This is a genomic window from Pelagimonas sp. (assembly GCF_058892305.1).
In genome coordinates this window covers 1-12,518 of record NZ_JBZXVN010000014.1, presented here as the reverse complement: position 1 = coordinate 12,518, position 12,518 = coordinate 1, and the positions used below count along the sequence as shown (strand labels likewise).

Genomic DNA, 12,518 nt, shown 5'->3' with positions numbered 1-12,518 from the left:
ACCAAATAAGATTTCGTTGTCCGCCGAAAGGACGGGAATTGTTCAGCACTGACAGTCTGGAGTGGTTCAGAGGATCAGAAATCCAAACCGAAATCGACGGTCCCCGCCGAATGGGTCAAAGCACCGGAGGAAATATAATCCACATTTGCCGATGCGATTTCGCGCAAACGGCCAAGGGTCACATTCCCGCTGGCTTCTGTCTTCGCCCGCCCGTCAATGCGCTTTACGGCTTCGGCCATGTCTTCGGTCGACATATTGTCAAACATGATGACATCTGCGCCCCCGGTCTGAAGCACCTCGTCCAACTGATGCAAACCGTCGATCTCGATCTCGACCACGACCATGTGACCCACATTTCGCTGAACGGCTTCCAACACCTGTTTGATGCCACCAGCCGCTGCGATATGGTTGTCCTTGATCAGGATCGCATCAGATAGGGAAAACCGGTGATTGTGGCCGCCGCCATGCAAAATGGCGAGCTTCTCGACAAGTTTCAGCCCCGGTGTGGTTTTGCGCGTACAGGTGATACGTGTCTTGGTACCCGCAAGTTCCTGCACATAGGACGCTGTCAAAGTTGCCGTCCCGGACAACCGCCCGGCAAAGTTCAGGGCAACACGCTCTGCGGCAAGGATCGACGCCGCCGATCCCTCTATACACATCAAGGTATCGCCCGCTTTGCAGGCCGTACCATCCGCAACAACAGTCTCGACAATAAGATCGGGATCAATCAGCCGAAACGCCAGAGAGGCCACCTGCATCCCAGAGACAACCGCGTCCTGCCGTGCACGCATTTGCGCCTTATAGCGCGTGCCTTCAGGCAGAACGGAACGGGTTGTCACGTCGCCTGCTGCACCCAGGTCCTCCACAATGGCGTTCCGAACCATAGGTTCGAGGATGATATCGGGGACGTTCGCAACATTGCTCATTATTTTTCAGATCCTTGTCGGTTTGCAGAAAGGGTAGGAAGGGATGGTCTCATCCCGGCCAAAGCAATCAATAAAGAAAAAGCTTTTGGATCCCAGACCCCGTTCGCACATTACCTACGCACCGGGTCACTGACCCGACAGATTGATATGCACATTCTTTTCATGGGTGAAGGAAATCAGCTCGCCAATACCTTCTTCGCGCCCGATACCCGATTGTTTGACCCCACCGAACGGGGCACCAAGGAAATGCCGGCCAACTTCGTTAACCCAAACAAACCCGGCCTCGACGCGTGCAGCCGTACGATGAGCCGTCACCAAGTCCCGAGTCCAAATTGCGCAGGTCAGCCCAAGCTCAAGTGCATTGACCTCGTTCAGCATGGAATCTTCGTCCGACCATTTGCGAACCGCAAGAACTGGCCCGAAAATCTCTTCACGGGCGATACGCATCTGCGGCGTTACATCCGCAAAAATCGTCGGCGCGATGAAGCTTCCCTGTGCCAGCGCACCTTCGGTCACCGCATGGCCGCCGGTTACGGCACGCGCGCCTTCGCTCATGGCGGATTCGATGAAGTCCATGATCCGATCGAACTGTGTCCGGCTGACGATCGCCCCCATCGTGGTCTCCGGCTCTGTCGGAATGCCTGGCTTGTACCGTTCGACAGCCGCTTTGAGATGCGAGATGACCGCATCGTGGATGTCTACATGCAAGAAAGCGCGGCTCGTCGATCCGCAAGATTGCCCGCACCAGCCGAAATTCATGCCGCCGACGATCGCATCGGCGATCATCTTCGGATCGCTGTCCGGATAGGCGATCAGCGCGTTCTTGCCGCCGAGTTCGAGCAGCACTGGTTTGACGGTGTCGCTCGCGCTGCGCATCACCGCCCGGCCCGCGGGTACGGAGCCGATGAGTGTGACCTTGGCGACGTCGGGATGTTCGGCCAGCCCAGCTCCTGCCTCGACGCCGCCCGGCAGAACATTGAACGTGCCTTTAGGCAGCAGGCCATCGATGAGCTCCGCCAGCCGCAGCGAAGACAACGGAGCCTGAACCGGCGGCTTGATGATGACGGCATTGCCTGCGGCCAGAGGCGCTGCCATCTTTCCGCCGCAGAACATGAACGGGTGATTAAAGGCAAGAATCCGTGCAGCCACGCCCATCGGCTGGCGTAGGGTCATGTTGATGCGCTCTGGTCCCATAGGGATCGTATCGCCCTTCATTTCGGTCACAAGACCGGCGAAAAACTCCATCTGCGCTGCCGCAATCGCGGCGTCGCCGCGCATTTCAGTATAGGGGTTGCCACAGTTTGCAGCGTCCATCATCGCCAGTTCATCGCCATGCTTTCGCAAGAGATTTGCGATTTCCTTCAGGATACGTGCGCGTTCCAGCGGCACAACATCCCGCCATACCTCGAACCCTTCTTTCGCTGCCGCAACCGCCGCATCGACATCGGCGCGACTTGCCGTCGCAACCGACCCGATCCGCTCGCCGGTTCCTGGGTTGAAAGTGTCTTCGTACTTTCCCTCTAGTGGCGGCACCCATGCGCCGCCGTAGTAGAGATGGGCTGGTTCTTGAAGAGAGAGCTTCGCGTCTAGTTTCAGATTTTCCATCTAAGGTATCCTCCCGGCTTGAGGTCCTAATAACTTAGACTTCTAAATAATGTCAATCAGAGAACCCGCCCGAGGGCCGATTGGACGCCAAGCAAGTGCGGCAAGTATGTTTCAATCGTCTGCTTCGGTGTCCAGCCGGCAGACGACAAACCGATATTGAGAGCAGCGACGGTCAAACCCTTGCGATCATTCAGCGGAACAGCGATTGACCGTAAGCCCGTTTCCACTTCCTGGTCCACAAACGCATATCCGTCCTCTCTCGCAGCATCGATCCGGCACAAGGTCAGAACTGGGTCGAGTATTGAGAACTTGGTCCGCGGGGTAAGGTCCGAGCGTCTGACAAGCAGGTCAGCCTCTTCGCGAGGCAGCGCAGCCAACAGAACCCTTCCCATCGAGGTGCAATGGGCGGGGAGTCGTGACCCAGGCATGAGCCCGATGGACATCACACGTTTCTGCGCCGCGCGCGCGATATACACGATCTCGGTCTCATCGAGCAGTGCCACGGAACAGCTTTGACCAATTTGCTCGGAGAGTTGGTCAAGCCAAGGTTGGACAATCTGCGAGAGCGGTAGGGAAGCAAGTGCGGCCACTCCGAGCCGTAGGATGCGCGGGGTAAGAGTAAAAAACTTACCGTCATAGTCGGCGTAACCTTCGCGGTGGAGCGTCAACAGTACGCGTCGCGTAGCAGCGCGATCCAAGCCACTGGCGACGGCAGCTTCGGATATCGAAAGACGCGGGGATGTGGGTCCGAAGGCTTCGATCACTTTCAGCCCCTTGGCGAGCGATGCGATGTAGTCGGTGGGATTGTTCAACATGCGAACGCTGATATACACATGTTGAAAAAAGATCAATATATGAACATTTTACTCGCTACGGCGGTAATCTAGGGATATTTCGAAGGGTATCTAAGGAGGATCCTGATGAACAAAACATCGCCCAGCCTCGCTGACGCGGTTGCGGATATCCCCGATGGCGTACAGGTTATGATCGGTGGCTTTGGAGGCTCCGGAGCCCCGATCGAACTGATCCACGCTTTAATCGACCGCTTTCGTGCCACCGGCAGCCCCAAGAATCTTACCGTGATAAACAATAACGCGGGAAACGGCGCGATCGGAATCGCCGCGATGATCAAAGCGGGGATGGTCAGGAAGATGATCTGCTCTTTCCCGCGCAGCTCCAACGCCGAGGCATTCAACGAAAAATACCTGGCAGGCGAAATCGAGCTCGAGTTGATCCCGCAGGGTACATTGGCCGAACGCATTCGCGCGCGCGGAGCAGGCATTCCCGCTTTTTATACGCCAACTTCTTTTGGTACCGAGCTTGCCGAAGGCAAGCCGACAGAGACGTTCGACGGCAAGATGTACGTGCAAGAGTTGTGGTTGAAGGCCGACTTCGCCCTGATCAAAGGCCATGATGGTGACGAGACCGGCAACCTTACCTATCGTTTGGCTGGCCGGAACTTCAATCCGTTGATGGCGATGGCTGCCGATCGCACGATTGCGCAGGTCTCCAACCTCCGCGCACCCGGCTCCATCGATCCTGAGGCGGTAGTTACCCCCGGAATCTTCGTCGACAAGATTGTCGAGGTTCCCGCGCCTCAACAAGAAGAAGTACTCGTGCGTAGGGGGGTGGTCTACTGATGTCCGGTTTCAATTTAATGGAAGACAAACTGACGAACGCGCAGATCGCGTGGCGTGCCGCTCAGGATATCGAAGATGGTTCCTATGTGAACCTCGGTATCGGATTTCCCGAGATGATCGCCAAGTTCCAGCCCGATGGCCGCGATGTAACCTATCATACCGAGAACGGCGTGCTGGGATTCGGAAAAGCCCCTGCGGAGGGACAGGAAGACTGGGATCTTATTAATGCGGGCAAAAAGGCGATTACATTGAAGCCCGGTGCATCCTTTTTCCATCATGCCGACAGCTTTTCGATGGTGCGCGGTGGCCACCTCGATCTGGCCGTTCTTGGCGCGTATCAGGTCGCCCAGAACGGCGATCTGGCGAACTGGCGCGTAGGCACCAAAGGCGTGCCGGCCGTGGGTGGAGCAATGGACCTTGTGCATGGGGCCAAGCGTGTGGCGGTTGTAACTGACCATGTAACCAAGGATGGCGGCCCGAAACTGGTCGAGGCCTGTACTTTCCCGCTGACAGGCGTCGGGTGCGTGACCCGCGTCTACACCTCTCTGGCCGTGATTGACATCGAAGATAGCAAATTCGTGCTTCGTGAAAAACTGCCGGGCATCACTTTGGACGCCTTGCAGGCGGTGACTGGCGCGACGTTGCACATTGTTGGCGAAGTTGCCGAACTCAATGTTCCCGAGGGAATCTCATGACTGACGTATACATATGCGACTACATCCGCACACCAATCGGCCGCTTTGGCGGTGCGCTTTCCTCCGTCCGCGCTGACGACCTTGCCGCGATTCCGCTTCGGGCCATTGCCGCGCGCAATCCGGGCCTCGACCTTGCCGCGATCGACGAGGTGATCTTCGGCTGCGCCAATCAGGCTGGCGAAGACAACCGCAACGTCGCCCGCATGGCGCTGCTTCTCGCAGGCTATCCCGAGACGGTGCCGGGTACGACGATGAACCGACTTTGCGGCTCGGGTATGGATGCGGTCATCACTGCAGCTCGGGCGATCAAATCCGGCGAGGCCGAGCTGCTTGTCGCCGGAGGGGTAGAGAGCATGTCGCGCGCGCCATTCGTGATGCCCAAGGCCACCTCCGCCTTCTCGCGGGCCAATGAGGTCCACGACACCACTATCGGCTGGCGTTTCGTTAACAAGCTGATGAAGGAACAATATGGCGTCGACAGCATGCCCGAGACGGCAGAGAATGTGGCCGAAGATTTTGGCATCTCGCGCCCCGATCAGGATGCCTTCGCCTTGCGCTCGCAGCAGAAAGCGGCCAAAGCCCAAGTCAATGGCCGTTTGGCCCAGGAGATCGTGCCGGTTACGATCCCGCAGCGCAAAGGTGATCCTCTGGTCATCGACACCGACGAGCATCCGCGTTCCACGACTACATACGAAGGCCTGAAAAAACTTCGGCCCTTCGTGAAAGCCGATGGCACTGTGACAGCGGGCAACGCCTCTGGCGTGAATGACGGGTCTGCCGCTTTGATCCTTTCGACGAAAGAAGCTGCCGAAAAGCATGGGCTTAAGCCGATCGCCAGAGTGCTCGGCGGGGCAACCGCCGGCGTGGCGCCGCGCATCATGGGCTTCGGCCCGGCTCCGGCCTCGAGAAAGCTTCTGGCGCGTCTTGGCCTGCGCCAAGAGGAGTTCGCAGTGATTGAGCTTAACGAAGCTTTCGCCTCGCAGGGCCTCGCCACGTTGCGTAATCTTGGGATTGCTGATGATGACGTGCGTGTGAACCCCAATGGCGGGGCAATCGCGTTGGGTCATCCGCTGGGCATGTCGGGTGCGCGGATTACTGGCACCGCGATGCTTGACCTCAAGCCTGGTGAGAAATCGCTATCCACCATGTGTATCGGTGTAGGACAGGGTATTGCTATTGCGCTAGAAGCCGTCTGACTGGCTCAACGACGGGCGCAATCCTCTTCAACCCGCCGGTGCAGAAGCCGCGCCAGCAGATCGGCATGGCTGTCTTCGTCGAACGTGAACTTGCGTGTCAGACCAACCGCCCCGGCCATGTAATCCGACTTTAGATCGAGCGCAGCAAGGCTGCCGCGCGCAATTTCCCGCGCCACGACGCCGCGCGAGATGAACCAGAGCATCTCAGAACCTTCGAGAAGCGTTTGCGCCGCCGGCAGGGCCACCGTCTCGAACACCGGTGTGAGATCGGATAACCCCATCGCGGCAAGGTATTGATCCACGCTCTGACGAATGATCGCACCGGGGTTGGGCAGGATGAGGGGATAGCGTAGCAGAGCGTCGGTCACCGGCAGATCCAGCGCTGGATGTCCGGCGCGCGCCACCAGCAAGATCGGCTCGTCATAGAGATACTCGAAAGACAGGCCTGCCATGTCGGCTGCCCGTGGCATGCGCCCGACCATAAGGTCAATCTTGCCGCCGCGCAGTCGTTCGAGCAGGTAGTGGTTCGGCCCAGTGATTATACCGATCCGCGCATCCGGGCGCGCCTGCGAGAATGCAAGAGCGACCGAGGGGAAGAACCCACCGGCCACGGTCGGCAGCAACCCAACCTTCACCAGCCCCGCCGCCACCTGCCCCGACAGGTCGCGCACCCCTGCCTCGAGGCTTTGCAGCGCGGCGCGGGCATGAGCACGAAAATTCTCACCTGCCGGGGTTAAGACGGCCCGCCGCCCTGTACGCTCGAAGAGATGCGCGCCAAGCAGCCCCTCCAGTTCCGAGATCGTTTTTGACAATGCCGGCTGCGACACGTTCCGTTGCCGCGCCGCAGCAGAGATTGTTCCGGCTTGAGCAACGGTCAGGAAAGCTTCGAGATGGCGCAGTTTCAGACCATTAGGTATATCCATTTGGTTATAGCTTTTGGCCAAGATCATATTTTTGTAAAGGGAAAAGTTATGCCAAATTATCGGCAGGAGGATACCATGCAGGCATTGAAACGCGATTGGGGCACCACGCATCTGCGCGCCACTGACGGCGAAGGTGTCGCGCTTGTCTTCATCAATTCGCTCGGCACAGACCTGCGGATGTGGGACGATGTCGTCGCGCTTCTACCCGCGGGCTGGTCGAACTTGCGCATGGACAAGCGCGGTCACGGGCTGAGCAGTACCGCGCCGCGGGGATATGGCATTCCAGAGCTGGCCGAGGACGTGCTGGCCGCGATGGACCATATCGGTCTCGCTCAGGCGGTGATCGTCGGTTGCTCCATCGGCGGCCTGATCGCGCAGCACATCGCGCTCATGGCGCCGGATAGGGTGATCGGCTTGGTGCTTTCGAATACCGCCCCAATGCTGGGAAATGCGGATAGCTGGCTGAGTCGGATCGAGGGTGTACGCACTAATGGCATGGCGGCAATGGCAGACGGCATCCTACAGCGGTGGTTCGGCCCCGATATGCTTGCGACTCTTGAAACCGATCTGTGGCGGGCGCTGCTCACCCGGACAGATACGGAAGGCTATATAGCCACTTGCGCGGCGATCGCCGGCACCGACATCACCGACCGCCTTCGCGAAATCACCCAGCCCGCGCTGGTGATCGGCGGCTATCACGATCAGGCGACGCCGCCGGACGTGGTCGAAAAGCTCGCCGCCGCCCTGCCCCGCTCCGATTTAGTCATGTTCGACCGCTCCGGCCATCTTCCTGCGGTAGAGCAGCCAAAGGTATTTGCCCACACCCTGATGAATTTCGTGGAAAGGATCATCCCATGACAGAGACGTTCGACAAAGGCATGCAAGTGCGCCGCGAGGTGCTGGGCGAGGCCCATGTGGACCGGGCAGAGGCAGGCAAGACCGAATTCGACTTGCCGTTTCAGTCGTTGATCACCGAAAGCGCATGGGGAACTGTTTGGGCGTCGGAGCGGATCACCCGACGCGAACGCTCGATGTTGACCCTCGCACTGCTGGCCGCGACAGGAAATTTCGAGGAAATTCCAATGCATATCCGGGCTACCGCCAATACCGGTGCCTCGAAAGCGGATGTCGCCGAGGCGCTGCAACACGTCGCGATCTATGCTGGCGTGCCGAAAGCCAACCACGCGCTAAAGCTGGCCAAGCAGACTTATGCGGAAATGGAGGAAAGTATCTAATGACTGACCATGGACCACTGATTCCGCGCAACCGCGCGATCCACCCCGAGCCCTATGATCCTGGCTACAAAACGAGCGTCGCGCGCTCGCCCTTCCTGCCGTTGCTTTCGATGGAGAGCACTCCCTCGGAAGAGACTGGTCCGAGATTCGGCCACACGAAGCTCGGCGCGCTCGACAACAACCTGATCTTGAACTGGACAAAGGGTGCTGCTCCCGCCGTGGGCGAACGCATCCTGGTGCATGGCCGCTTGCTGGACGAGATGAACCGCCCGATACCGAACGCGCTAATAGAGATCTGGCAGGCTAATGCGGGTGGGCGCTACCGGCACAAGAAAGACACCTATTTCGCACCGCTCGACCCAAATTTCGGCGGCTGCGGTCGGACCATCACGGATGAAAACGGATACTACGAATTCTTGACCATTCGTCCAGGGGCTTACCCCTGGCCTAACCGTGCCAATGACTGGCGTCCGATGCACATCCACTTTTCGATATTTGGCCACAGCTTCGGCCAAAGGTTAATCTCGCAGATGTATTTCGAGGGCGATCCGCTCATCAATCACTGCCCGATCGCCGCGACCATCAAGGATCGCAGCCAGCTCGACCGGCTGGTCGCGCCGCTCGATTTCTCGAAATCGCGCCCACTCGATTTTCTCGCCTATAAATTTGACATTGTTTTGCGGGGTCGCCGTCAGACCATGTTTGAAAACAAGCTGGAGGGCATGTGAAATGGTTCAGAAACTTGAAACACTGATCGAAAGCGCCTCGCAAACGGCGGGTCCTTATGTCCATATCGGCCTGATGCCTACCTATGCGGGAAACGCAGGATACTATGACGAAGAGATTGGCACCACGCCTTTTCTGGATGAAAGCAAGGCCAAGGGTGAGATCGTTGAGATCGTTGGCTCCGTATTTGACGGCACCGGCTGGGCGATGCGAGATGCGTTGATCGAGAGCTGGCAATGCGATGCTGGGGGCGTGTTTCCGGGCGATAAAAGCGCCGATCCGGCCTTTACAGGCCATTGCCGCTTTGCGGCCGACGCGGAAAGCGGCGAGTTTACCTTGCGCACAGTCAAACCTGGCTCTTACCAGGGGCGCGGTGGAGTCGAGAGCGCGCCTCATATTTCCCTTTGGGTCGTCGCACGTGGGATTAACGTAGGTCTCAATACCCGGATCTATTTCGAAGACGAGGACAACGCCAATGACCCGTTGCTGATCCGAATCGAACAGCGACCACGGGTGAATACCCTGATCGCCAAGAAAACCGGCGACGGCAAGTACCGCTTCGACATTCGACTACAGGGCGAGGGCGAGACGGTTTTCCTCGACATCTGACCAGATCGGGAAAAGCGGCATCATATAGATTGGTCATCCCGCGCTTTCGGCGCACCATAAGGAGCTCGCTATGAGCGCTTCAGTGTTTGAGAGTCCGTGGCTATCCGGTCTGTTCGGCGATGACGCTATGGCAGCGATCCTCTCTCCGGAACGGCATCTTCAGCACATGCTCGCCTTCGAGGCGGCATGGTCGCGGGCCTGTGGCCGGGCAGGACTGATTGACGCAACTCTGGCCGAGACAGCTGCACAAGCAATCGAAGTTGCCAAACCCGATCTAACCGATCTTACCAAAGGTACGGCGCAGGATGGTCTGCCGGTGCCGAGTCTGGTCAAACAGCTTAAGGCTATCGCACCTGAAGAAGCCGTCCACATGGGCGCTACTTCTCAGGATGTGGTCGACACCACGACAGTCCTGGTTCTGCGAGAGGCTTCATTGCTCATCACCAACAGATTGATTGAATTGGAGAAATTCCTCAAGGAGCTAGAAGAGCGGTTCGGGGATGAACCGTTAATGGGGCGCACAAGAATGCAGGCCGCCACGGTGATCAAGGTACGTGATCGGGTTCTACCCTGGCGCCTGCCTTTGGCCGAGCATCGGGTGCGGCTGGATCAAATCCGTCCCCGTATCGAGCGGGTACAGATTGGCGGGGCCTCCGGCGACCGCAAGGCTCTCCGAAATAAGGCGGATGAAGTTGTCGCCGATGTCGCCAACCAGCTCGATCTTGCGCCGACTAAAAAGGCCTGGCACACGATGCGTGACGGGATTGTGGAATATGCGTCTCTGCTTTCAATGATTTCTGGCACTCTAGGCAAGATTGGGCAGGACATCGCCCTCATGGCGCAGCAAGGCATCGGTGTGATCGCGATTTCAGGAGGTGGTACCTCGTCCGCCATGCCTCACAAGAACAACCCGATTGCTGCCGAGCTCTTGGTGACGTTGGCACGGTTCAATTCGGTACAGGTCTCGGCTATGCATCATGCCTTGATCCATGAACAGGAACGGTCGGGTGCAGCCTGGGCTTTGGAGTGGATGGTCCTCCCCCAAATGCTGATGGCAACCGCGAGGGGGTTGGGTGCATGCTGCTCGCTCAGTCAATCAATAACAAGAATTGGTGAAGCGGATACAAAAATTTAACAACTATCTTGTTTGATGGCCGTGTTCCTTCGCAGGTCACAAACTTTGTTTGTTCCGATGGAGATTTGCAGCCGGGTATACGTCGTCCGGTCCATGCGAAGCTGGTTGCCGTCTATGGATTGACCACTCAAAGCCCCAACAGTTTCGGCAGGTCAGCCATATCGGTTAGCCGTCGCGCACCGAAGACGTTCTCTGGATTCAAAGCTGTCTTCGGGAGGTAGGCAAAACAGGTCATCGCAGCGTTGGAGGCCGCCTCGAATCCGCTCATGCTATCTTCGACTACCACGCAATCCTCTGGCGCAACGCCATTCATTTCGGCCGCATGCAAAAACACATCGGGCGCGGGTTTGCTGGCGCCGACATCATAAGCCGAAAACATATTTCCTTCGAACCAGGGAAGCAGCCCCGACCGTTCCAGTGTGACACGCATCTTTGCCAGAAGCCCATTTGAGGCTACGCAGAGCGGAATGCCAGCCGACGAAATCAACGTCACCGCCTCACGGGCGCCCGGGATCGGCTCGACCTCTTTTCCGAGGGCTTCGAGAACTCTGTCGTAGAAGTCGTGTGGCCATTTCGCAGGAAGGCGCAATCCCCTTTCGCTCACATAACGTTCGACATCATGTCTGCTCTTGCCGACGAACAAGCCGTGGCATTCAACGAGTGACAAGCTTGCGCCAGTCGAAAGCAAATAAGCGTGCAGCACGCGATTGAAGGTCGGCTCGGAGTCTACGAGCACACCGTCACAGTCAAAAATCACGAGTTTCGGTGCGCGTCGCGAAATTGGCAAATCCAGTTCCCGTCCTCCTTGTTTGAGAATAATCGCCCAAACTGCTTGGACGATTTCATGCTATAAGCCGCGCTACACCCGGTGTCACCCACCTCCAAACGTTCTGCCATGCGCCGTCGCTAGGTCACTAATTGGTGACTCTCCTTCGCTTGAGCCGGCTGTCCCCAGGCCTTTTTTTGAGGAAGGCAACTGAAGGAGGCCCTACATAAGTCTGACGTGAGATCCGAGAAGAGTATTCACTTGGTCTTCTCTTGAGTTTGAGATCAAGAAATGGCCGATACGCATCGAATTGTCGAGCCGACTCGGAACGCAGAAAGCCTGTTTCAAACTGGGCCCCGACGCCGAGACCGACTCGCGTTCAGGCGAGGTTGGCTTCGGCAAATTCGTAATTCGCCAGGTTGTCGAGGAAGTTGGTCACATAGTCGGGCCGCCGGTTGCGGAAGTCGACGTAGTAGCTGTGTTCCCAGACATCGAGGCCCAGCAGCGTCGTGCCCTCTCCTGTAGCCAGCGGGTTCACGCCGTTCGGTGTTTTGGTGACGGCCAATGTGCCATCGGATTTCTGGATCAGCCATGCCCAGCCGGAGCCGAACTGACCGATGGCTGCGGTCTTGAAATCGGCCTTGAATTGCTCGACCGAACCGAAGGCATCGACAATCTTGCCTTCGAGTTTACCCGGGATGCCGCCACCCGCAGGCGAAAGTGCGTTCCAGAAATGAATGTGGTTCCAGTGTTGGCCCGCATTGTTGAACACGGGCGCACGATCGGCATCGCCATAGGTGAGCGCGATGATTTCTTCCAGTGTCTTGCCTTGCAGGTCGGCGTTCGCGTCCACAAAGCCGTTGAGCGCGGTTACGTAGGCCTGATGGTGCTTGTCGTGATGCAATTCCAACGTTTCCTGGCTCATCCCCCGCGCGGCAAGGGCTGCGTGGTCGTAGGTTAGGGCGGGCAATTCAAAGGCCATCATGTCTCTCCTTATCGGGTCCGGCTTGCGTCATGGGACGTGAGCGGGTAATTAAACAAGTGTCGCGTTGCCCTTAAATC

The 12,518-nt window shown here is 57.9% G+C and carries 14 protein-coding genes; 8 read left to right on the top strand and 6 right to left on the bottom strand.

Annotated elements, in window-relative coordinates:
- Positions 1–74 precede the first annotated feature (74 nt).
- The 3 genes from nadC to AC5EFR_RS05465 form a co-directional block, all read right to left on the bottom strand.
- Positions 75–926: a carboxylating nicotinate-nucleotide diphosphorylase gene (gene nadC, locus AC5EFR_RS05475; RefSeq protein WP_102855996.1), complete on the bottom strand. Its 852-nt coding sequence runs from the start codon at positions 924–926 to the stop codon at positions 75–77.
- 126 nt (positions 927–1,052) lie between these two features.
- Positions 1,053–2,531 (bottom strand): aldehyde dehydrogenase family protein, encoded by a 1,479-nt coding sequence (locus AC5EFR_RS05470; protein WP_493574932.1) that lies wholly within the window; start codon positions 2,529–2,531, stop codon positions 1,053–1,055.
- A gap of 56 nt (positions 2,532–2,587) precedes the next feature.
- Entirely contained in the window at positions 2,588–3,346 is a 759-nt protein-coding gene (locus AC5EFR_RS05465) for an IclR family transcriptional regulator domain-containing protein (protein ID WP_179949502.1), read from the bottom strand.
- A 105-nt stretch (positions 3,347–3,451) separates the two neighbouring features.
- Here AC5EFR_RS05465 and AC5EFR_RS05460 point away from each other — a divergent pair, with 105 nt between their 5' ends.
- The 3 genes from AC5EFR_RS05460 to pcaF are packed head-to-tail and all read left to right on the top strand — an operon-like array spanning position 3,452 to position 6,062.
- Positions 3,452–4,171: a 3-oxoacid CoA-transferase subunit A gene (locus AC5EFR_RS05460; RefSeq protein WP_076626054.1), complete on the top strand. Its 720-nt coding sequence runs from the start codon at positions 3,452–3,454 to the stop codon at positions 4,169–4,171.
- Between the two features lie 17 nt (positions 4,172–4,188).
- A complete protein-coding gene (locus tag AC5EFR_RS05455; RefSeq protein WP_008335453.1) occupies positions 4,189–4,866 on the top strand; it encodes a 3-oxoacid CoA-transferase subunit B in 678 nt (225 codons plus the stop codon).
- Positions 4,863–6,062 (top strand): 3-oxoadipyl-CoA thiolase, encoded by a 1,200-nt coding sequence (gene pcaF / locus AC5EFR_RS05450; RefSeq protein WP_076626053.1) that lies wholly within the window; start codon positions 4,863–4,865, stop codon positions 6,060–6,062. Before AC5EFR_RS05455 ends, pcaF begins: the two co-directional genes overlap by 4 nt.
- A gap of 5 nt (positions 6,063–6,067) precedes the next feature.
- On the opposite strand, the gene AC5EFR_RS05445 is transcribed toward pcaF, so the two are convergent.
- Positions 6,068–6,985, bottom strand: coding sequence for a LysR substrate-binding domain-containing protein (locus AC5EFR_RS05445; RefSeq protein WP_158524502.1), 918 nt, complete (start codon positions 6,983–6,985; stop codon positions 6,068–6,070).
- A gap of 75 nt (positions 6,986–7,060) precedes the next feature.
- On the opposite strand from AC5EFR_RS05445, the gene pcaD reads away from it, so the two are divergent.
- From pcaD to AC5EFR_RS05420, 5 genes are all read left to right on the top strand, one after another.
- Positions 7,061–7,843, top strand: coding sequence for a 3-oxoadipate enol-lactonase (pcaD, locus tag AC5EFR_RS05440; RefSeq protein ID WP_076626052.1), 783 nt, complete (start codon positions 7,061–7,063; stop codon positions 7,841–7,843).
- On the top strand, positions 7,840–8,220 hold the full coding sequence (gene pcaC / locus AC5EFR_RS05435) for a 4-carboxymuconolactone decarboxylase (protein ID WP_076626051.1): 381 nt from the start codon (positions 7,840–7,842) through the stop codon (positions 8,218–8,220). Before pcaD ends, pcaC begins: the two co-directional genes overlap by 4 nt.
- Positions 8,220–8,948: a protocatechuate 3,4-dioxygenase subunit beta gene (gene pcaH, locus AC5EFR_RS05430; RefSeq protein ID WP_076626050.1), complete on the top strand. Its 729-nt coding sequence runs from the start codon at positions 8,220–8,222 to the stop codon at positions 8,946–8,948. Before pcaC ends, pcaH begins: the two co-directional genes overlap by 1 nt.
- Position 8,949: 1 nt before the next feature.
- Positions 8,950–9,555 (top strand): protocatechuate 3,4-dioxygenase subunit alpha, encoded by a 606-nt coding sequence (gene pcaG, locus AC5EFR_RS05425; protein WP_076626049.1) that lies wholly within the window; start codon positions 8,950–8,952, stop codon positions 9,553–9,555.
- Between the two features lie 70 nt (positions 9,556–9,625).
- On the top strand, positions 9,626–10,690 hold the full coding sequence (locus tag AC5EFR_RS05420) for a 3-carboxy-cis,cis-muconate cycloisomerase (protein ID WP_076626048.1): 1,065 nt from the start codon (positions 9,626–9,628) through the stop codon (positions 10,688–10,690).
- Positions 10,691–10,817: 127 nt separating this feature from the next.
- On the opposite strand, the gene AC5EFR_RS05415 is transcribed toward AC5EFR_RS05420, so the two are convergent.
- Positions 10,818–11,447 (bottom strand): HAD family hydrolase, encoded by a 630-nt coding sequence (locus AC5EFR_RS05415; protein ID WP_274837051.1) that lies wholly within the window; start codon positions 11,445–11,447, stop codon positions 10,818–10,820.
- Positions 11,448–11,835: 388 nt separating this feature from the next.
- Positions 11,836–12,438 carry a superoxide dismutase gene (locus AC5EFR_RS05410; RefSeq protein ID WP_274836300.1) on the bottom strand — a complete coding sequence of 201 codons (603 nt, stop codon included), beginning with the start codon at positions 12,436–12,438 and terminating at the stop codon, positions 11,836–11,838.
- Positions 12,439–12,518: the final 80 nt, after the last annotated feature.